This window comes from Microcystis sp. LEGE 08355 (genome assembly GCF_015207185.1).
Lineage (GTDB): Bacteria > Cyanobacteriota > Cyanobacteriia > Cyanobacteriales > Microcystaceae > Microcystis > Microcystis panniformis.
On record NZ_JADEXI010000022.1, the window covers coordinates 1 to 20,083 of the forward strand.

Annotated in this window: 15 protein-coding genes and 2 pseudogenes; 11 read left to right on the forward strand and 6 right to left on the reverse strand. The window is 39.0% G+C overall.

Annotated features, from left to right (window positions below):
• On the forward strand, positions 1-616 hold a 616-nt coding region (locus tag IQ242_RS02000), incomplete at its 5' end, for a phospholipase D-like domain-containing protein (RefSeq protein ID WP_228020775.1).
• A 245-nt stretch (positions 617-861) separates the two neighbouring features.
• On the opposite strand, the gene IQ242_RS02005 is transcribed toward IQ242_RS02000, so the two are convergent.
• Positions 862-2,586, reverse strand: a complete 1,725-nt coding sequence (locus tag IQ242_RS02005) for a diflavin flavoprotein (RefSeq protein ID WP_193958856.1) — start codon at positions 2,584-2,586, stop codon at positions 862-864.
• 419 nt (positions 2,587-3,005) lie between these two features.
• Between IQ242_RS02005 and IQ242_RS02010 the strand changes: the two genes are divergently transcribed.
• The 6 genes and pseudogenes from IQ242_RS02010 to IQ242_RS02030 all read left to right on the forward strand — a co-directional run bounded on the left by IQ242_RS02010 (position 3,006) and on the right by IQ242_RS02030 (position 9,815).
• Positions 3,006-3,161 carry a CU044_2847 family protein gene (locus IQ242_RS02010; protein ID WP_002762885.1) on the forward strand — a complete coding sequence of 52 codons (156 nt, stop codon included), beginning with the start codon at positions 3,006-3,008 and terminating at the stop codon, positions 3,159-3,161.
• Between the two features lies 1 nt (position 3,162).
• The gene (locus IQ242_RS02015) at positions 3,163-3,750 is read left to right on the forward strand and encodes a Uma2 family endonuclease (protein ID WP_193958857.1); all 588 of its coding nucleotides are present in this window, start codon (positions 3,163-3,165) and stop codon (positions 3,748-3,750) included.
• Between the two features lie 12 nt (positions 3,751-3,762).
• Positions 3,763-3,946 (forward strand): annotated as a pseudogene (locus tag IQ242_RS25720) (hypothetical protein).
• Between the two features lie 211 nt (positions 3,947-4,157).
• Positions 4,158-4,508 (forward strand): CU044_2847 family protein, encoded by a 351-nt coding sequence (locus IQ242_RS02020; protein WP_002772864.1) that lies wholly within the window; start codon positions 4,158-4,160, stop codon positions 4,506-4,508.
• Between the two features lies 1 nt (position 4,509).
• Positions 4,510-5,097 carry a Uma2 family endonuclease gene (locus IQ242_RS02025; protein WP_052278219.1) on the forward strand — a complete coding sequence of 196 codons (588 nt, stop codon included), beginning with the start codon at positions 4,510-4,512 and terminating at the stop codon, positions 5,095-5,097.
• Positions 5,097-9,815 (forward strand): HEAT repeat domain-containing protein, encoded by a 4,719-nt coding sequence (locus IQ242_RS02030; protein WP_193958858.1) that lies wholly within the window; start codon positions 5,097-5,099, stop codon positions 9,813-9,815. Before IQ242_RS02025 ends, IQ242_RS02030 begins: the two co-directional genes overlap by 1 nt.
• A gap of 479 nt (positions 9,816-10,294) precedes the next feature.
• Here IQ242_RS02030 and IQ242_RS02035 read toward each other — a convergent pair.
• From IQ242_RS02035 to IQ242_RS02055, 5 genes and pseudogenes are all read right to left on the reverse strand, one after another.
• Positions 10,295-10,516 (reverse strand): annotated as a pseudogene (locus IQ242_RS02035) (transposase family protein); the annotation flags it as partial.
• Between the two features lie 133 nt (positions 10,517-10,649).
• On the reverse strand, positions 10,650-11,030 hold the full coding sequence (locus IQ242_RS02040) for a type II toxin-antitoxin system VapC family toxin (protein ID WP_052278222.1): 381 nt from the start codon (positions 11,028-11,030) through the stop codon (positions 10,650-10,652).
• Entirely contained in the window at positions 11,030-11,272 is a 243-nt protein-coding gene (locus tag IQ242_RS02045) for a hypothetical protein (RefSeq protein ID WP_072924856.1), read from the reverse strand. The genes IQ242_RS02040 and IQ242_RS02045 overlap by 1 nt, the downstream gene beginning before the upstream one ends.
• 82 nt (positions 11,273-11,354) lie before the next feature.
• Complete coding sequence (locus IQ242_RS02050; RefSeq protein WP_072924853.1) at positions 11,355-11,654, reverse strand: type II toxin-antitoxin system RelE/ParE family toxin; 300 nt, start codon at positions 11,652-11,654, stop codon at positions 11,355-11,357.
• A gap of 6 nt (positions 11,655-11,660) precedes the next feature.
• Positions 11,661-11,918 (reverse strand): CopG family transcriptional regulator, encoded by a 258-nt coding sequence (locus IQ242_RS02055; RefSeq protein ID WP_043999440.1) that lies wholly within the window; start codon positions 11,916-11,918, stop codon positions 11,661-11,663.
• 426 nt (positions 11,919-12,344) lie between these two features.
• On the opposite strand from IQ242_RS02055, the gene IQ242_RS02060 reads away from it, so the two are divergent.
• The 4 genes from IQ242_RS02060 (at position 12,345) to IQ242_RS02075 (ending at position 19,932) form a co-directional block, all read left to right on the forward strand.
• Positions 12,345-12,860 carry a hypothetical protein gene (locus IQ242_RS02060; RefSeq protein ID WP_052278224.1) on the forward strand — a complete coding sequence of 172 codons (516 nt, stop codon included), beginning with the start codon at positions 12,345-12,347 and terminating at the stop codon, positions 12,858-12,860.
• Positions 12,861-13,188: 328 nt separating this feature from the next.
• Positions 13,189-17,328, forward strand: coding sequence for a hypothetical protein (locus IQ242_RS02065; RefSeq protein ID WP_193958859.1), 4,140 nt, complete (start codon positions 13,189-13,191; stop codon positions 17,326-17,328).
• A 63-nt stretch (positions 17,329-17,391) separates the two neighbouring features.
• Positions 17,392-18,537: an MBL fold metallo-hydrolase gene (locus tag IQ242_RS02070; RefSeq protein ID WP_193958860.1), complete on the forward strand. Its 1,146-nt coding sequence runs from the start codon at positions 17,392-17,394 to the stop codon at positions 18,535-18,537.
• Positions 18,538-18,783: 246 nt separating this feature from the next.
• Complete coding sequence (locus tag IQ242_RS02075) at positions 18,784-19,932, forward strand: patatin-like phospholipase family protein (RefSeq protein ID WP_193958861.1); 1,149 nt, start codon at positions 18,784-18,786, stop codon at positions 19,930-19,932.
• Positions 19,933-20,083 lie beyond the last annotated feature (151 nt).

The following is a 20,083-nucleotide window of genomic DNA, read 5'->3' on the forward strand; positions in this document are numbered from 1 at the left end:
TTTATTTAACTTTCTGACTGGATACTCCCGTCAGCAATCCTATCGCAAACTTTTAATTGCTCCAGTGAGTTTGCGAAAACGGATGTTAGCAATGATCGATCGCGAGGCCAAAAACTGTAAAAATGGCGGTACGGGGCGCATTGTCGCAAAAATGAACGCTCTTGTCGATAAACCGATTATAGAAGCCTTATACGCCGCTTCTCGTGCCGGTGTGCAGATTGACTTAATTATTCGCGGCATCTGTTGTTTACGGCCCGGATTGCCGGAAATAAGCGAAAATATCCGAGTAATTAGCATTATCGGCCGCTTTTTGGAACATTCCCGCATTTTTTACTTTTACAATGATGGTCAGGAGGAGGTGTATATTGGTAGCGCCGATTGGATGACGCGGAACCTGACTCGTCGCGTGGAAGCAGTGACACCCATCGATGAACCAGCGATCGCCAAGGAACTGGAAGAAATTCTCGGGATTATGTTGTCAGATAACCGACAAGCATGGGAATTACAATCCAATGGCAGTTATATTCAGCGTCGTCCTGACAATGAGGGACAGGAAAGCAGTACCCATGTAATTTTAATGGAAAAAGCCCTTAAATCTGCGGGTGTTAGTCAATAGGAACAGTTATCAGTTATCAGTGGGTAAGTTGTCAGTGATCAGATGTGCTACTAAATCCGGTTATTAAAAACTGATTATCTATTGCTCCTTTTGCCTCTTGCCTCTTGCCTTTTGCCCGTCCTGATATGTAGCCTATACTCAACGGATTTAGTATGACTAACTGGTTGAGAGGTTAAACCATCTCAAAAGCTGAGAGCAAGCATCTTGATCTGTATTTTCTCAACCAGTCAAATCAAGCAAAAATCCTAATAATAATTACCGACTTTGCGATGGTGAACGGCCGTTAAACTATCAGGTTTAGAAACGCGACCATCGGCAACTTTATTGTAAACAATCCAGTGGTCAGCACATTCCATGCGACTAACTACCTCACATTCTAAATAAGCGAGAGCATCGGCTAAAATTGGGGAACCATTATTAGCGGTGCGAGTATTGACTCCTGCAAAACGATCTTCCCCAGGTCCGAAACGTTTTAAAAAGTGTTTCATCAGGGTTTGATAATTGCCTTCTTCCAGAATGTTTAAAATGAATTGATCCCCCACTTGCATTAAAGACTCGATCGCCCGATCTTTAGCCACAGCAACGGTAAAACCGGGAGGATCAAAACTTGCTTGCGTTACCCAAGAAGCTACCATTGCTCCGCTTCTGTCTCCTTTCTTGGTGGTAATAATATATAAACCACTGCTAATCCGTCCGATCGCTTTATCAAGGTCAGTATCGAGGGATTTTCTTTGTTTAACTTTTACCTCTTGGGTTAATAGTTGTCCCATGTCTGTACCCGCTTCTTCACAGCGTTGATAGAGACTCTCGTTAGGAGTTTCTGTGCTACGAATGGGATCAAAAGCTTTGGTTAAACCAACTTCACGAAACTTATTAAATAGAGGTAAAATTGATTCATCATCACCCCCTTGAGATTCAAACATTCCGAGGTATTGTTTCGGGTTAACCGAGGCGAGAATTGTGCCTAGATTCCCCGTAATTTCTTGGGCATTAATACCAGAAACGGGGGGAGTACCGATGACGATTCCCACCGCAGAAGAAGCTAATTCTTTTACCTCTTGGGGATCGGCGTATTTCAGGTCTAAAGTTTCTACAGCCAAACCAGTTTTAGTAATACCTTTAGCAATCGATTGACAGAGGCGATCGCTATAACCATAATCGGAAATATAGAAGACAGCGACGGTTTTTTCTGCCTTAGTTTGTGCCTGACTCCAATCACGATAACGGGTCAATAATTCAGTAACATTATGTTTTAATAACGGTCCATGACCATTAGCCACGAGATTAATATTACCTAGGGGTTCCATCCGTTTCATCGCCGCTAGTACCGAACGAGCATTAGGAGCCATTAAACATTCATAATAGAAGCGATAATCTGGTTCAATAGCACTTAACTGCTCATCGTAGAGATCATCGGAACAGTAGTGCATTCCGAAGGCATCACAGGTAAATAAAATTCCCGAACCGTGATCGTAGGTAAAAATAGTATCGGGCCAGTGTAAATTAGGAGCGTTAACAAATTCGAGAATGTGACCATTGCCTAGGTCTAACTGATCGCCATTTTTGACCAGTTGACGCTGAAAAGGATGATGAACTAAATTCTCTAAAAACTGAATTGCTACTTTCGACCCAACGACGGTAATATTGGGAGCGAGTTCCAATATATCTCTGACTAACCCACTGTGATCGGGTTCGGTATGACTGATAATTAAATAATCGATTTCTTGCGGGTTAATTAATCCGTTGAGACTATCAAAATATAGTTGACGGAATTTTTCGTGAGAGGTATCCACAAGGGCGATTTTTTCCCCACGAATCAGATAGGAGTTATAAGTCGTCCCGTTTTGTAATCCGAATTCAATATCGAAGCGATCGCGATCCCAATCGAGGGAACGAATAGCGGTGATGTCTGCGGTGAGATTGGCCACCTGCACGGTAAGACGTTTTGTTTTGACTGGTGTAGCAACCATCGAACCCCTCCTTATTGTTAAGTTTTTTATACTTTGTCTCTATTGTGCCACGAGGAAATAAGGTATGGGGATTTATTTTCCCATAATTACTGATAACAGTTATCTTAATGCTCAGGTGGGAGTCGATCGTCGATAGCGAATTAGCTTATACTTCATCTTTATGAGAAACGCTCTCTAGGGATCTGTGTGGGGAAATGGCTGTTATACACTCGAGTCAAGTTAAATTGGACAACTAGCGATCGCTTTTCGGCGGAAACAGGGAATTAGACAAGAAATGCTAATAAGCTAAGACGCATTTAAACCGCTTATTCTTAGATTAGCAGCCAGATTCAGACAAGAAAGGCTCATGTGCCTTGCCTACACTCTATTACTTGTCTTAGATGTCTGTATAATTTGCTATATTTTTAGATGAGCTTATCATGATTTCCCGATCCAATCCACCCAGTAAAGTTACTTTAGAATTTGGGTTACAAGTTGAGGGTAAAACGGTGATTCCTTTGCTGACAAAAGATTCAGCACAAGCTAATATTAAAGTTGCTATTGAATGGCAATTTAACCAAGATAAGGGAGGTTAGTATGCAAGTTCAAATCGAAAAACGCTATTACACACCTGAAGAATACTGTCAGCTAGAAGAAACAGCAGAATACAAAAATGAATATCTAGATGGAGATATTATTCCTATGACGGGAGCAACAATCAATCATAATCTGATTGCTGGTAATTTTTATAAAAATTTTCCGACTAAGATTAACAATCAAGATTATTGGGCTTTTATGAGTGATGTACGGTTATGGATGCCAAGATATCGCTTTTATACTTATCCTGATGTCATGGTGATTAAAGACAAACCATTATATGAAGGAAAAGGCACAAACACTGTAACTAATGCGTTAATCATTGTCGAGGTTTTATCGAAATCAACTAGAGATTATGACCGTACTGATAAGTTTAAGTTTTATCGCTCAATTCCTGAGTTTAAAGAATATATTTTGATTGATCAATACCGTTATTATGTTGAGCAGTTTTATCAACAAAATAATGGGGAGTGGTTGTTTAAAGCCTCTGAATCAGACAAAGATGCTTTAAGGTTTCATTCTGTGGATTTTCAAATGTCATTGCTGGATATTTATCAACGCATTGATTTTAATTTAAGTGAAGAATAATGGTTCTTTGGTTTGTCTTATGCAACGGACAGGATTATAAGAGATGAAACCCTTATAGAGAAAAACATTTGGTGATTTTTGTCAATTGTTTCTGATCTAGAGCGAACTAATTAATTAAATCTCTTGCCAGATAAGGATTTAGTTGATCTATGCAACCCCATTGAAATACCAAGTAACGAAGAACCATATATCTTAGCGAATTTTTCAAGCTAGGGCTTGCTACCTTGTAACCTGATATGGGAATTGATGACGCTCGGCGATTTGCGCCTAGAGAGGTAATACTTCTCCCTCTACATTTATGCTACCCCAGGAGAGTCCTCCCATAGAATCAATACTAATGGCTACTTGACAACCACCTCCTGAACGGTTACGATTAACATTTATGCAAAAATTAAGGTGAGGATAAAATGTCAATAAAAATCACAGAAATACAAGCCTCCGATGGCGCAAAAATTTATATGCAGTACGAAGAAGGTGATAGGGAGCAATTGCAAGCAGTAGGATTTTTCGACGATATAGAAGAAAGAACAAAAAATTTTCAAGCAGGAGTTACTAATATTGTTAATGAATATGCACAATTGTTATTAACTTCGATAAAACAGGGAGTTTCCCAAGCCAATCCACCCAGTAAGGTAACTTTAGAATTTGGGTTACAAGTTGGTGGCGAAACGGGGATTCCTTTGGTGACAAAAGGTTCAGCACAAGCTAATATTAAAGTTGCTATTGAATGGCAATTTAACCAAGATAAGGGAGGTTAGTATGCAAGTTCAAATCGAAAAACAGTATTACACGCCTGAAGAATATTGTCAGCTAGAAGAAATAGCAGAATACAAAAATGAATATCTAGATGGAGAAATTACTCCAATGGTAGGAGCAACTACTAATCATAATCTGATTGCTTTAAATTTCTGTAGGAATTTTCCGACTAAGATTAACAATCAAGATTATTGGGCTTTTATGAGTGATGTACGGTTATGGATGCCAAGATATCGCTTTTATACTTATCCTGATGTCATGGTGATTAAAGACAAACCATTATATGAAGGAAAAGGCACAAACACTGTAACTAATGCGTTAATCGTTGTCGAGGTTTTATCGAAATCAACTAGAGATTATGACCGTACTGATAAGTTTAAGTTTTATCGCTCAATTCCTGAGTTTAAAGAATATATTTTGATTGATCAATACCGTTATTATGTTGAACAATTTTATCAACAAAATAATGGGGAGTGGTTGTTTAAAGCCTCTGAATCAGACAAAGATGCTTTAAGGTTTCATTCTGTGGATTTTCAAATGTCATTGCTGGATATTTATCAACGCATTGATTTTAATTTAACTGAAGAATAATGATTAAATCCAATCTCGACTATCTACAAGAATCAATGGTTAAAATCCTCAATGAAAAAGGGGATACGCTGGGTTCTGGGTTTATTATTCGAGAAGATGGTTATCTCATTACCTGTCATCACGTTATCTATCTTTTACCCTCTTTAAGAGTAAATTATCAAGGGAAAGAATACGCATCTCAATGGTGTCAAGAATATTCTAATCCAGAAGTTGATATTGCTATTCTTAAGATTAAGATTGAGAGTGCTAAACCTGTGAAGATTGTTAATTTTCAAGCTGGGTTAAATTGCGTCACAGTTTATGGATTTCCTAGAGAAAAAGAGAAGAATTTTCCAGAAGGATTTGATGTGAATGCCGATAAAATTACTGTCAGTGCGCCTTTAAATCTGCTTTCGACTTATCCTAATAATAAGATTGAATATAAGAATCCTTGGAATAAATTACCTGATAAATCTTCTAATTTTCTGACTCACAGAATTAATGCTAAGGTTGATAGGGGTACAAGCGGAGGTGCTGTTTTTTCGGAAGAATTAGGAGGAGTTTTAGGGGTTATTCAATCGAGTAAAACTGATGAAAGTTATGTGATTCGGTGGGATAATATTTTAGATATTTTAGATAAACTGGGGTTAGAACCTACCAAAAATGCTGTTTGTCGATTTTTAGAAAAAATTCAAGATGAATTTCAATATCTTCAATTCTTTCATACTCGTCAAAAAATCTCGTTATTAAAGCAATATATTCCTATTGAAGTTACTTTAGAAAGGCGCTATAACCATGAGGTTGAAACATGGCAAGCTTATACAGGTGATGAGGGAACATTAAAGAAAATTTATGCCTTAAAAGGGTTTACTGAGGAACAGCAACGGGAAGAAAACAAAAAAGTACAAGTTGATTGGGAAGAAGCCAAGGATAAACACAATAAAATGATGATTCTTGCTGATCCTGGAATGGGTAAATCAACTCTTTTAAGGATGGAAGCATTAAAAATTGCTAGGGAAGAATTAGGGAAGTTAGGTGTTAATACTCCTCAACCCTTCTTAAACAATCGGGAGAAGGTTAAGGTTAAGGATGTGATTCTTCCTTTGTATTTTCGGCTATCTGAGTTAGCAAATAAATTAGCAGAAAAAAATGATGATATTATTAACATAATATCTCAGTTAATTGATAAAAATTTTCAGATTGAGTCTATTGTCAAACAAAAGCTAGAACAGGGAAAATGTGTCTTATTTTTAGATGCTTTAGATGAAGTTTCTTCTATACAACTACATAAACTCAATACAAAACTTGAGAATTTTTTAGATAATTCTCCTTGTAAAATTTATCTAACTTCTCGCATTGTGGGTTATAGTGGCAAATTTTCAAAGGAAGTCAAAGAGGTAGAAATTGTTCCCTTTACTGATCAAAAGACAGCCGAATATATCAAAACCTGGTTTGTTAATGCGGAAGGTTATTTAGAGAATGATTTGGTATCAGCGGACGGTTTAATTGAGGAGTTGAAAAATAAACCGCAAATTCAGGGTTTAGCACAAAATCCTTTATTACTTTCTTTAATTTGTAGTCTCTATCAAACTCAGGATTTAATTTTACCAGCAAAACGTAATGAAGTATATAAACAAGCAGTTGATTATATGCTGCGTGATTGGGTAGAAAATAGAAAGCTGGTATCAGTATCAGGCGGAAAGCGGATAGCGAAGATCAGATTATTAGAGATTGTGGCTTATGAGTTATCTTGTCGAGAAGAAGAAATTTTTATTTTCCAAGAAGAAGACTTTTTTAATGTTTTAGAAAGATATTTACGCCATGAAGAAGTATCAACAATTTTCCAGCAATCAAATAGTGATGAATTAATGATAGAGTTGTGCGAGGAAGATGGGATTATTCAGAAGTTTCATGAAAAAGGAGATCAATATCTATTTTTACATCGCACTTTCCAGGAGTATTTTACCGCTTGTTATCTTTATCAACGGATCAAGAAAAATCAAGAGGATGGAATTGCGTTAGTCAAGGCGCATTTCTGGGATCATGATTGGCATGAGACGATTATTTTGTTAGCGGGGATGATGTCTGATGCTAGTCTTTTGTTAGAAGCAATTTTACAGGAAAAAGATGATATTTTTGCGACTTTATTGATACTGGCTAGTAACTGTCTGGCGGAAAGTAAAAATATTCAAGATTCTCTGATTAATCAGATAGTCGATAAGCTTTATAAGGTGTGGCAGCGTGATTTTAGTTTAGAGTATATCAACAAGACAATGGTGACATTAGGGAAGACTTTTCCCGTGATGAGAAGACGATTAGAAAACGCACTTAAGGATTCACCTTGGTATGTCAGAGATAGTAAATTTAATGCAGCAGGATTGTTAGGTAAAATCGGCAATCCTGAATCGATATCCGCTTTAAGTGCGGCATTAGATGATTCGGAAAAGAGAATTAAAAAGTCTGCTGAATTTGCTTTGCGAAAGGTAGATAAAGAAGATCGCCATATACGCTTTTTTAAGTCGGGAGTACGTGGAGAATCCTTCAGATATTGGGCAGTAAAGGCATTAGGAGAAATTGGCAATCCCGAAGCATTACTAACTATTATTCGGGCGTTAAATTATTCAGATTGGTTGAGAAATAATGCCGCAATAATTTTAGGAAAAATCAACAGAAAGCAAGCTTTAGCTTTACCATCTTTAATTTCAATACTGTATGATTCTGAAGAAGATGTCAGATTTTACGGGGTAAAAGCTCTAGGTGAAATTGGTATTGGTAATTTGGAAACAATACAAGCTTTAATTAATGCGTTGAATGACTCAGACTTAAATGTCAGAGGGAATGCAGTAGAAGCGTTAGGTAAAATTAACAATTCAGCAGTAGTGTCAGCTTTAATCGAGACAATTAAAAATTCAGATGGGGATTTCAGAAGTTATGCAGCAGTAGCTTTAAGTAAGATTACTAATCCAGATGCAGTACCAGTGTTAATAGAAGCAGTGAATCATTCAGCTTTTCATGTTTATATTAGATACTCTGCGGTACAAGCTTTAGGTAATATTGGCAACCCAGAAGCCGTGTCTGCTTTAATTGCGGTGCTGAATGATTCAGAAATAAATGATATATATTATGCAGCAGATGAACTTGTCAGAAATAAGGCAGTAGAAGCATTAAGTAAAATTGGAACTCCACAAGCGGTGTCAGGTTTAATTGAGGCGCTTAATCATCCCTATCAGGAAGTCGCAGGTAAAGCGGCGGAAGCTTTATTAAATATTGGCACTGAGAAAGCCTACTTAGGTTTAATGACAGCACTTAATCATTTAGATGAAAATGTTAGGGAATATGCGGTAGAAGCGTTAGGAGAAATTAACAACATTGGCAGCACAGCAGCGATGCCTATTTTAATCGAGGCACTAAATAATCCTTATCAGGAAGTTAGAAGCTCTGCAACGATGATTTTCGCAAATTTTCCTTCGGGATTGGTGGTTCTTCCAGAATTTAGGCAAGCTTTCATTGCGTCGCTTAATGATGATTCAGATGAGACTGGTAGAGACTGTGTAGAAACCGCTTTAAGCTTGCTTCTTAATCCAGAAGAAGTATCAGCTTTAATGACAGCATTAATTAATTCAGATGAGACTATCAGAAACAATGCTATAGAATCTTTAGGCGGAATATTAGACAAAATTGGCAATCCAGAAACGATGTCAGGTTTAAGTATGGCACTAGAAGATTCAAATAATCTTCTCAGATGCTATTCGGCAATATTGTTAACAGTTTATTTAAATGGAAAAGGTAATCCAGAAGCTTTACCAATTTTAATCAAAGCACTTAATCATTCAGATGAGTATGTTAGACGCATGGCTGTAAGTGCTTTAGGTGATAGCGATAATCCAGAAGTAGTGTCAGCTTTAATTGAAGCTTTGAATGATGTAAATAAAGATGTGAGATTTATGTCAGCAGATGCTCTAAGCAAAATGGGCAATTTAGAGGGGATGCCAACTTTAATTGAGGGGTTAAATGATTCAGATAAATATATCAGAATTGCTATACTAGAAGCTTTAAGTAAGATAGACAATCCTGAAGTTATACCAGCTTTATTTAAGGGGTTAAATGATTCGGATGAGTATGTCAGAGCCTTAGCATCACAAACTTTAGGAAATATCGGCAACTCGGAAGCAATACCAGCTTTAATTGAAGCGTTAAATGATGAAGATAATCAGGTTAAAAACATTGCTCAACTAGCTTTAAGTCAAATAGGTAACTCAGAAACAATATCAGCTTTAATCGATGTAATAAAGTATTCAGAGCATGATGCCAGATGGTATGCAAAAACAGCTTTAATTGATATTGGTAATTCAGAAGTGGTATCAGCTTTAATCGAGTTGCTGAATCATTCAGATTGGCGTGTCAGAGGTGGTGCGGCAAGAGCGTTAGGTGAGATAGGCAACCTAGAAGTATTACCAGCTTTAACAGAAGCACTGACAGATGCAGATGATTATGTTTTAGAATTCGTAGCAGAAGCATTAGAAAAGATGGGCGACTTAAGAACCTTGAAACAAATTATTTATCGTTGGGATATTGATATTTATGAATCTAATATTTTTCAGCTTGCCAGAAAACTTGCCATCCGCTATCGCAAAACTAAAAACTCAGTTATTCCAGTTTATCGTCAGCGATTTAGATTTCTCGTAAAGCGCATTAGAGGAATTATTGTTATGTTAATCTCATCATTAAGAGACAAATAAAATCGTGACTATTGCAGACTCGCAATTCCCACCCAGAAAGCCAAGCCGAAACCTGACTTGATGGTTTATCCTGAAAGAATGGAGAAGACGATAAAACACTTGAGTAAAAAGATACGGTTCTTCGGTTTGTCTTATGCAATGGACGGGGGTTATAAGGAATGAAACCCTTATATAGACAGACATTGCTGCGATTTTTATCAATTGTTTTTGATCTAGAGCGAACTAATTAATTAAATCTCTTGCCAGATAAAGATTTAGTCGATTTATGCCACCCGCTCGAACCATACCAAGTAACGAAGAACCTTTTTAACAAGCTTTATCAATCTATTCATAATAAATATTGGCAGAGGATTAAAGATTAGTTATTGTGACTAACTCTTTTGATTAGAAAAAGATAAACTTGAGAATCTTCAGTCAAATTTATTGAATCAAAATCAGCTGTACTTAATTTAAATGAATCAACCCTAGTGGTTGGGGGGGCGGCGTGGTACTTCTAAATATACTCGATTGCCTAATATTGACAAATCTCTGACTAGATTATACTCTGTCTGATTGATTCTGTCCAAGGTTTGATGGCAATTCGGACATTCAATTGTTTCATTTAAAAGAGCGAGCTTTAGGAAAATTGTCTGAGCAATTTTTTGATAATTGACCACTGTTACATTTGGTAAATCGAGGAGTTGATCAAAATTTATCCACATAACCCACCTCCTGTCCTGTATTATTATTATACCATCCTCACACAGAACCTAGAAGAGCCAAGAGCGCACTTCCCATATTTCCCAAAACGCCATTACTCCGTTCTATATCCTAAAAAGCGAACGCTCTCCAGCATCAAAATGATCTGGTCATGGTGAGTATTTCATAAATTCCCATTTGTTTCATCACAATCATTGAGACACAATCAGTCAGGCTATAGCCTTTGTCTAGACGGTTGGCATAAAGTTCTACACCTGATTGAATTAAATAAGAATCAAGGCTAATAATTTGCAGATTTGGAGAGGTTTGGATTTGGCGATAGAAATTGACGACACCTTGTTTCATGGGTTGATCAAATTTAGCAAAAAAGTTAAGATATTCCACCAAGACTAAATCGGTTGTAATTAAAGAATAATCTTGAATTAACCTACTAAAAGCTCGCACTTGTCTATGCCATTGATCTTTAGCACGAACCAAGGCAACCCAATAAAATGTGTCGGCGAAGAGGGTCGGCATTATTTGTGAGGAGAATTGCCATAAAGATAGTAATCCAAGTTGGCCGCCGCATCGGTGGGGATCTGGTCAAAGGATTCTTCGGGAATGGTGGCAATTATTTCATCGGCGATTTCCCAAATTGGTTTGTTATTTTGCGGTGAAGGGGCGGGAGTTTTATGGGAGAGTATCAATTCTAAGCAGGATTGGATTAGAGATTCGGGAGCTTGTTCGATTTCCTGGAGGAGTTGTTCTTTGGCTGTCATGGCTGCTTTGGGATGGGGGGATACTCGACATTGTAGCGATCTCTATTATAAACAGTTGAAAAAAAGTAATTGCCTTGATTTTTTAGGGGTTTTCAAAGAAAAAAGCTTCTAAATCTCGCTCTCCTTTGATAACACGCATGATTTCTAGCCCTTGCTCAGTTAAGCGATAGAAAATAATGTAGTTTTTCATCGGTAAGCCACGCAAATAGGGACGAATCTCTCGATAACTGCGCCCCATTAGCGGAAATTGGCTAAGATAACGACATTTTTTGCTAAACTCCTCCAAAAATTTCTCACCCGCACTAATGTTAGTATTAGCCAAATAATCAAGAATTTGTTCCATATCTCGAAGGGCTTCAGTCGAAATTATGTATTGATTCATGAATATTTAAGCTTCACAGTTTTTTGGAAGTCTTGCTTTAAGTTGAGCGATTGCGGTTTCTCCGTCAATTCCTTCGCCTTGATCTAATTGTTCGGCGGCAATATCAATTTTTTGGCCAACTTCTTCTGCCCATTGTTGATATTGATCGCGTTTGCTGAGTAATTGTAAGGCTTCGGCAATGATTTCATCTGGATTGGCATAACGCCCTGTATCTAGTTTGGCTTCGATCAGCTTTTGGTGTTCGGGTTTTAGGGTTAATTTCATGGTTGTTAAGGCTTGGCTTTTTTTCATTATAGGTTCGTCGCTGTGGGATCGTCCCAAGTTTGCTCAGGCAAGATGCGCTACTCATTTTTACTGTGGGGTAAGCTCTCTAGCCTGTCCAGATGACAAAAGTGGGATATTTCCATCTCGGTTTTTGTGGTCTTGGGTATGAAGCAAAAATTTGGGGAGTCGGAGTGGGGGGAGATTGTCAGGATATTTTGACAATGCTTGCGCTTAAGTTGGTAAAGTTGGGGATTTTTCCCAAGTTAAGGATTTTTGCGGGAGGGTTGAGGGGCTGAAAGTTAGGCGGGGTAAGGGATTGGGTGGATTTTACTGACTTTTTCCTTAAGTTCCTAAACTTCGGTTGTGTTGGAAAGGACAAGTGATTACAGTAGAAAAGTTGTTACTGCTACTTCTAAGAAAAAGAAAATGCCTGAAATTTCTATATCGAACGATCTGTCCGATGGTCGAGGCGTTGGACTTGCTCCAGATCAAATCCTTAATGCGGTTCGATTTCAGCTTTTGGAGGAAAGAAAAAGCGGAAAACCTAACAAGGACGAACTTAATGATAAGATTTCAGCTAAAGAAGGCGAAATAGAGGAAAATCAGTCCAAAATTGATAAAGCTAAAGAACAAGCCAAGAATCGAAAACGAGAAATTGACCACTGGAAGCAGTGGTTTCACTCGTTACCTGGAACTGATAGAACAGAAGAACAAGCAAAGTTAGATATTGAGATTAATTGGCGTGGTAAAGAAATTAACGCTTGGCAGGAGGAGATTGGGAATTTAGAAACTAAAAAGTGGGCTATTAGACATGAGTTAGAAGCGTTAAAACAGCAATTACTCGCCTTGGAGGATGGGGTATATGATCGCCCGATTGAGGAAGATCCCCGTTTAATTCATGCGATAGCTGCTTTTGAAGAGGCAATGGCAACTCCCAAGTAGAGTCACTCAGTAAATTAGCTGTAAATTTGGAATCACGCTGGATATTTTAACTTAATTTTGAGATGCAATTATGACTATTGAAAACCTTGGAAAAACACTGCAAGAAAATATTGCTAATGGCAATTTATTTCTAAAAAATACTACAATTGAATCTGAAAATATTCAGTTTTTATTCAAAGAATTCTTATCTGATGAGCCACTAAACATAAAAACGATAGAATTAAGAACTGAAACTGAAAATATTATTGTGAGCGGGAAAACTTCGCTATTTTCCATTCCAGATCTTGAGGTTGAAGCTACATTTTACTTAAAAGATCAGAAGCCGCAAATGACTTTAGTTACACTATTGCCAAATACTTGGAAATTTACTCAAAGTTTTCCGAGTTTGGGAACAAGTATTCTTACCCAAATGGGGTTAAAAGAGGAAGAATTTTTATTTGATCGGCTAATCTTTCAACAACCCAAATTAATTCTTGATTCTGTTGAAGTTAAAGAACCTGAGCAGGTTTCTGGGCTTCGGTTTGAAGCCGAATTGACAATCGATAATGACCTCGTTTCCTTAAGTCAATTTATTGGCGAGATCCTCTCTCTGAAAGTAACTGGCTTAATCGTGCCTACTCCTAAAGGGACGGAGATTTTTCTTAATGCTCCCATCACAGGAGATATTAGTTTAGGCTACTTAAGCGTTCCTTCTTTAGAACTCGATCTTGTTGCCGATGTGATCGATGAGGCAGAGGGCGGTCTTGCTCCTTACACCAGTGCCTATTTTGCTTTAGAGACTCAGATTAAGATTGGAAGTCCAAGTAATCCCATTGAATTACCAATTTATTCGACCTTTCGAGGCTCTCATCAAGATTTGACCTTTGAAGCGGATCTAGAAGATTTTTCTTTATCAGGACTTTCTCAGTTAACTGGGCTTTTAAATGGAACTGCACTTGCTGATTTACTACCCGATGGCTATCGTCCCGAACAGGGGTTAGTTCTCTCCAGACTTACACTAAATGTTAGTTCAACGGAGAAAAAACTAGAGTCGATTGCGGTATATGTTACTTCAAAACAACCTTGGAAAATAACGGACAAAATCGCCATTGAAAATGTCTCAGTTTATTTTTTAGTAGATAATCCTACTTCTTCTGAAAACCGTACTTTGGTTTGTGATTTGTCAGGAGAACTGAGCATTGATAATCTAGCAAGGTTTAGCGTTGGAGCCTCTTTGCCGAGATTCGCCATGCACGGCTATATGGTTCAGGGGGGAGGGCTGAGTCTAACACGGCTGATTAACTTCTTTGCCTCTGATGAAGTTTCTGTCCCTCAAGGTTTTCCAGATATTATCTTTTCTGAGTTGGGCGTGACGTTAGACCCTAAAAACAGAGCTTTTTCCCTAAGTGGTTCAGCGTTAACCGATTGGGAAATTATTCCTAAACTGGTAAAGTTGCAGCAAGTTGAAACTAACTTTGAAGTAGCCCGCATTGACGGCAAAACGGTTGTATCGGGGTTAATCCTTGGAACATTGATGATTGCAGGAGCCGAAGTCAGTCTCGTTGCCGATATTGAAGATCAGTTCGTTCTGCGTGGAAAAATTTCTAAATTGAGTCTGTCGGCTATTCTGGAAGAGTTCTTTGCAATGGTTGAGTTACCAACCGACCTTCCCGATTTTGAATTTGCCAATATTGAAATTGCAGTCACCCCCAAAACTGGAGAATTCTCTCTGACTGGAAAATCGAGCAATAGCTGGCCGATTCCCATTGGTGTTGATGGGTTAGAAGTTGAAGATATTTCTTTTCAAGTGCTGAGATCGGCAAACTCAACTCAGGCAGAAGCAACAACTCGTCAGCGTTCCGTTACGGGATTTATTAGTGGGACGTTAGAAGTAAATACAGCCCGCTTCCCCATTACCTATCAATTCCCTGGCGATTTTGTTTTACAAGGCCATATTCCCTCATTAAATCTGTCACCCTTAGTACAAAAACTCTGCGGGAGTGAGGTGATTCGTGATTTGCCGATTCCTGCTAGTGTGCTGGCGTTGTCTTTTTCGGATGTAGAGGTGACTATTGCACCTCAGCAAAAATCCTTCTCTCTAGCCGCAGGCTCTAGCTTGGGGCAAGTTGAGTTAATCGTGAAGAAAATTAGCGATCGTTGGGGCTTTACGGCTGGATTTATGCCTCCCAGTTCTTGGAAGTTCTCAGAGATTGCCGATGAACTCAGGGTGCTTGATGGACTCAAATTTTCCAATACGGCTTTAATTCTGGCTTCTAGCGATGATCGCAATTTCGCTCTCACACGAGTACAGGCTCAACGGAGTGATGTGGCTATCATTCGAGGGCTAAACTTCTTTGCGGGCATGAATCTGTCTGGATTAGGTGTGGATGCGCTTTTGGGAATTACGTCCCTCAATGTTTATACCGCTATCAGTGGAAAACCAGCCGATTTAGTTCTAGAAGCCTCAATTGATGGCAGTTTCGATTTAGGTAAAGGTGTTGCCTTTGGTGATATTCGGTTTCGTTTAAAACCTGCTCCCAGTGACTTTTCGCTAACCTTAATGGGGACAGTAACGGCCATTTTGAATAATAGCGTCCTGCGGTTTATTGGTGGCATGGAAGTCAAACCGCGCTCGGCTGAGTTTCAAGCGACTATGTTGGGGATTTGGCAAGATCCTTTTGATGCGAAAGGGGTGTCCATTGCCAATGTCGCGATCGAACTAGGAATGAGTTTCCCGCCACCGCTACCGACGGTAGGAATTGCTGGTACGTTGCAAATTGGGGAATTTCAGGGTGTAGTGGCGGTGAAATTTGATTCGGCTATGCCGAGCCGCAGTATGCTGGCGATCGCTTTTAATCGCCTCTATTTCCTGGACGTGATCGGTACTTTCTGTGGAACTGCGGTGAAACAAGCCATTCCCGCTTCTCTGGCTAAAACGGTTTTAGATATTGGCTTTGAAAACGTCAAAATCTACATTGTTCCGCAACCGACGACAATTGGGGAATTAAAATTCGAGCAAGGGACGCAATTAGAAGGAACGATGTATTTCTGGGGATTGCGAGCCTATGGCTATCTAAAAATTGATTATCTTGATGGAGTTGAAGTGAAAGGGGATGTGGAACCGATTAACTTAGCGGGTATCTTTAAGCTTACAGGAGCCACAGGCAAGCCTAAACCCTCACTTTATCTCAAGGTTAGCCCAAAAACCGTTCCCAATCTGGATATATCAGGAGCAGTCGAACTGTTGGGGATTCGTAGTGAAACCCAAATCCGCCTCTCGGATAGTGGTTTTACGTTTACGACGATTGGCAAGATTTTTGATTTGTTTGAATGTACTCTAGAAGTACGGGGACAAAATTTAACGCAAGGGGGCGATTTCTTTATTGTTGCTACGATGCGGAATGATTTATTGGAGTATCTCCGTCGAGAAGCCTCGAATGCCATTAAAGCCGCCGCCGATGAGGCAACAAGAAGCCTTTCAAATGCTCAAGATGCAGTGGCTTCCGCTCAACGAAATGTGGATAAGCTCAATACGGATATTAATAATATGCGGCAAACGATTCAACGGGAACGCGATCGCGATGCCCAGCGAATGCGAGATGCTCAGGCGGCAGTTGCTTCTGCTCAACGGGAGGTGGATAAGCTCAATACGGATATTAATAATATGCGGCAAACCATTCAGCGCGAACGAGACCGCGATTCTGGGCGGATGCGGGATGCTCAGGGAGCGGTGCAACGAGCGCAAAATGATGTGAATTCCCTTCAGGGAGAGATTGATAACACCAAGCGAAGAATTGAACAGCTAAAACAGGATATTAGCAATAAGGAACGCTGGTTTAATAAATCTAAATGGTACGAAAAGAGTTACCGTTGGGCGGAATTGTCGGCCTACGCGACGGCTAAGGGTTCTGAAATTGCCGGACTTTATACTTATATCGGTGGAGTTGAAGCGTCTAAGGCAACGGCCAATGGGGTATTGGAAGGGGCCAAGCAGGTGGTACGCGGTTTGGAGAAAACGATTGTCAATTTTCCCATTGATGCGGATGTGCGGATTGCTGGTTTGTTTACTGCACGGGAGACGGCCAATGGGGTATTAGAAGGGGCCAAGCAGGTGGTGCGCGGTTTGGAGAAAACCATTGTCAATTTCCCGATTGATGCGGATGTGCGGATTGCTGGTTTGTTTACTGCACGGGAAACGGCAACGGCAGCGTTATCTGTGGCGACTCAAACCTTACAAGGACTCAAAGTTTCTATTGGGTCAATCGCCGATGTGGGTCAGTTTATCGTCAAGTACAGTTTAGGAGGTTTGCTAGATGTTAAATCGGCACGATTCGAGGCGACGCTGATGGCGGCGAGGGGGGGCAGTGTGTCTTTGGCATTAACGCTGGTGTTTATGCAAGGACAACCGCAAACTGTGGCGTTAGCGTTTAATTTCTATGACCCGTTGAGTGGGGCAAAGGCGTTGGCAAAACAGCTTTTACCTGCTTAGAGATACTTAATATTACAATCTCTTGAAAAGCATTTTTTTAGTTTATTACTTAGGAGCAAACTTATGGTAATCACGATTACTCAATTTGGTGGTGGATGGGGGAATACCGCAGGTGACTGTTGTTTGATTCAATGGGATTCAGAAGCAGGTAAGAAGTCTCATATTCTGATCGATCTAGGTCGAGCTTCTATGTTTAATAACATGAACGAACAATGTAAGAACAGTACCCTAAGAGGCGTTATTCTTACTCATTTACATAGCGATCATATTGGGGGAACTGGCAAAAGCCAAAGCAAATCTAGCATGAATTGGAACCTTGAATCGACTTTAAGCCAATTAAACGAGGACAGGGGATTTCTTGTTTTACCTAAATACACTGATTTTAGTGGGTTAAAAGCCGAAATCAAAAAGAAGGTTCCCAATTGTTCAATATATAGCGATCCTCAAGCCAGCAAAGATCTTCTGAAGTTTGAGGATATAGAGGATATAATAGGTTTTAATATTGAATGTATATATCCAGACTTGTCCAAGGCTTATAAAGAGAGGGAAAATTGTCATAGCTTAGGATGCTTAATCACGGTCACTCACAATTCATCTGGGAAAGATTGGCGGATGCTAACGCTTGGGGATATGGAAAATGTGGACAAAACAACCAACCAAACGGCTAATGCTGCTATTGAAGAGGTTGTAGGGGTGCATGATATTAATGTCATCAAATTGGCACATCACGGTTCGGCAAGTAATCTTATGGATACAGTCAAAAAAATTATTGATACTTGTCATCCTATAGTAGTTATTTCTGGTTATACAGGCGGTGGAATAGAAAAGCTTGTAAAGCATACAGAAAAAGCTAAAAAAGTTTATTTTTTATTTTCACAGGCAGAGGTAGAAGATACCGCAAAATCTGGCTTATCTATCAAAGGTTTTATATACCCAAGTGCTTATAAATCCCCAAAAACTAAAAACAACGTTTTGAAAAGGAATTTTGATGATAATAGCATGGACGCGAGAAGAGAACAGAAGTGGAAATTTGTCATTAATGAAAAAAAAGACTTAGATGTTCGCTGTCTGTCACATGAATCGTCATTATACCAAACATCCTCGTCGAGAAAAAGAAGCTCATCAGACATATCAATGGACGCTAATCCAGATCCAAAGAAAAGTACGACACCTCTGGCACAAGAAGAAGAAAAATCGATGGATTCATGACTTGCTTTCGAGAGAATTAAAAGTTGAGAAAACTAATTCTAAATAATGACTAAAGTTCGATCATCATCTTCTTCTTGTTGATTAAACTTTAAAATAGCGATTACTTGGGCTTTGGGAAGTGCAATCATCACTTTTATGGAGTACATAACTTCACGCATCTTTTTGCCTTGTAATTATCATTATTATGCTTCTCTAACCCATCCAAAACTTACTATTTTGTAACCAACTCAATTGGAGAAATCAATCATGGAAAACTCAAAAAACTTCAGAATTCTAAGCTTAGATGGTGGTGGTATTCGAGGAATGCTTACCGCGACCTTATTAGTAACACTAGAAAACGAACTTAAGGCAATTAATCCTGAACATACCCTTACTAATTGCTTTGATTTCTTCGCAGGAACTTCAACAGGAAGCATCATTGCCTGTGGCCTTGCCAATGGAATGACCGCCACACAAATTTTAGGGTTTTATAACGAACATGGTCAAACCATTTTCAAAGAGCTAGACCTAAAAAAATTCTCTAACGTATGGCCAGAAGTATGGCGACGAATCAAAGAAAAAGATCCTTCCCTTCCCCTTTTTGAAGAAGAAGGATTAGAAAATGTTCTTAAGAAACCAAACATTTTTCCTGAAACTTTGCTCTTTAAAGACTTACCGAAACCGACCCTAGTAACCAGCTACGATACCTATAACCGAGAAGCCGTTATTTTTGTCAGTCAAGGAAAAAATACACAAAACCCAGATGATAAATATAAAGCAAGATATGCAACTCTTCCCGTGTGGCAAGTCTGCCGTTCTTCTTCCGCCGCACCCGTCGCTTTTGCAGGCTATCTGCTGAAAGATAAAGCCTATTTAGACGCTTTAACAGAATATGAGCGTCCAGATAATGAAAGAATTCGTCGAGGCGACTTAACAAAAGACGTAACAAAGACACCGCTTTCTTTAGGACTTCCTCAAGAAGAGTGTATTCCGTTAATTGATGGTGGAGTTGTCGCCAATAATCCTGCCCTATGTGCGATCGCCGAAGCGATTGAAAACGGTAAACCACTAGATAAAATTTTTGTCGCCTCCTTTGGAACAGGACAAGTTAATCGTCGTATTAGCGCAGAAGAAGCAAAAACTTGGGGCGGATTTGATTGGGTTAACATTCATAATCAAATTCCACTAATGGATGTATTTTCAGATGGCTCCTCCGATGTCACAGACTATACCGCAAAGAAACTATTGAAGGATAATTATAAACGTATCCAGCCTGTCATTACTTCCGATATTTCCACATTTCAGGCAGATGAAGCTAATCTCACAGCATTATCTCGTGCAGCAGACCATTATCTAAATCATTGTGGCGGAAAAGAGCGATTAAAGAAATTAGCACAGCAATTGGTTAACGCTTAATATCCATTACGACATAAATTATAATAGACCTCTTGCATAATTTTTTTATGGTATAATGGAGGGTTTTGCTTTTTTCTCAATTCTTAGATTGAAGTGGAAAAAAGAATAAAATGTGATCTTAGGTCAGGAAATCATCTATAATTTTGCTATG

What these genes read in the sequence shown, in the direction of transcription:
- IQ242_RS02005 (WP_193958856.1), bottom strand. Translation starts at nt 2,586, where the DNA reads ATGGTTGCTACACCAGTCAAAACAAAACGTCTTACCGTGCAGGTGGCC.
- IQ242_RS02010 (WP_002762885.1), top strand. Translation starts at nt 3,006, where the DNA reads ATGATTTCCCGATCCAATCCACCCAGTAAAGTTACTTTAGAATTTGGG.
- IQ242_RS02015 (WP_193958857.1), top strand. Translation starts at nt 3,163, where the DNA reads ATGCAAGTTCAAATCGAAAAACGCTATTACACACCTGAAGAATACTGT.
- IQ242_RS02020 (WP_002772864.1), top strand. Translation starts at nt 4,158, where the DNA reads ATGTCAATAAAAATCACAGAAATACAAGCCTCCGATGGCGCAAAAATT.
- IQ242_RS02025 (WP_052278219.1), top strand. Translation starts at nt 4,510, where the DNA reads ATGCAAGTTCAAATCGAAAAACAGTATTACACGCCTGAAGAATATTGT.
- IQ242_RS02030 (WP_193958858.1), top strand. Translation starts at nt 5,097, where the DNA reads ATGATTAAATCCAATCTCGACTATCTACAAGAATCAATGGTTAAAATC.
- IQ242_RS02040 (WP_052278222.1), bottom strand. Translation starts at nt 11,030, where the DNA reads ATGCCGACCCTCTTCGCCGACACATTTTATTGGGTTGCCTTGGTTCGT.
- IQ242_RS02045 (WP_072924856.1), bottom strand. Translation starts at nt 11,272, where the DNA reads ATGACAGCCAAAGAACAACTCCTCCAGGAAATCGAACAAGCTCCCGAA.
- IQ242_RS02050 (WP_072924853.1), bottom strand. Translation starts at nt 11,654, where the DNA reads ATGAATCAATACATAATTTCGACTGAAGCCCTTCGAGATATGGAACAA.
- IQ242_RS02055 (WP_043999440.1), bottom strand. Translation starts at nt 11,918, where the DNA reads ATGAAATTAACCCTAAAACCCGAACACCAAAAGCTGATCGAAGCCAAA.
- IQ242_RS02060 (WP_052278224.1), top strand. Translation starts at nt 12,345, where the DNA reads ATGCCTGAAATTTCTATATCGAACGATCTGTCCGATGGTCGAGGCGTT.
- IQ242_RS02065 (WP_193958859.1), top strand. Translation starts at nt 13,189, where the DNA reads ATGACTTTAGTTACACTATTGCCAAATACTTGGAAATTTACTCAAAGT.
- IQ242_RS02070 (WP_193958860.1), top strand. Translation starts at nt 17,392, where the DNA reads ATGGTAATCACGATTACTCAATTTGGTGGTGGATGGGGGAATACCGCA.
- IQ242_RS02075 (WP_193958861.1), top strand. Translation starts at nt 18,784, where the DNA reads ATGGAAAACTCAAAAAACTTCAGAATTCTAAGCTTAGATGGTGGTGGT.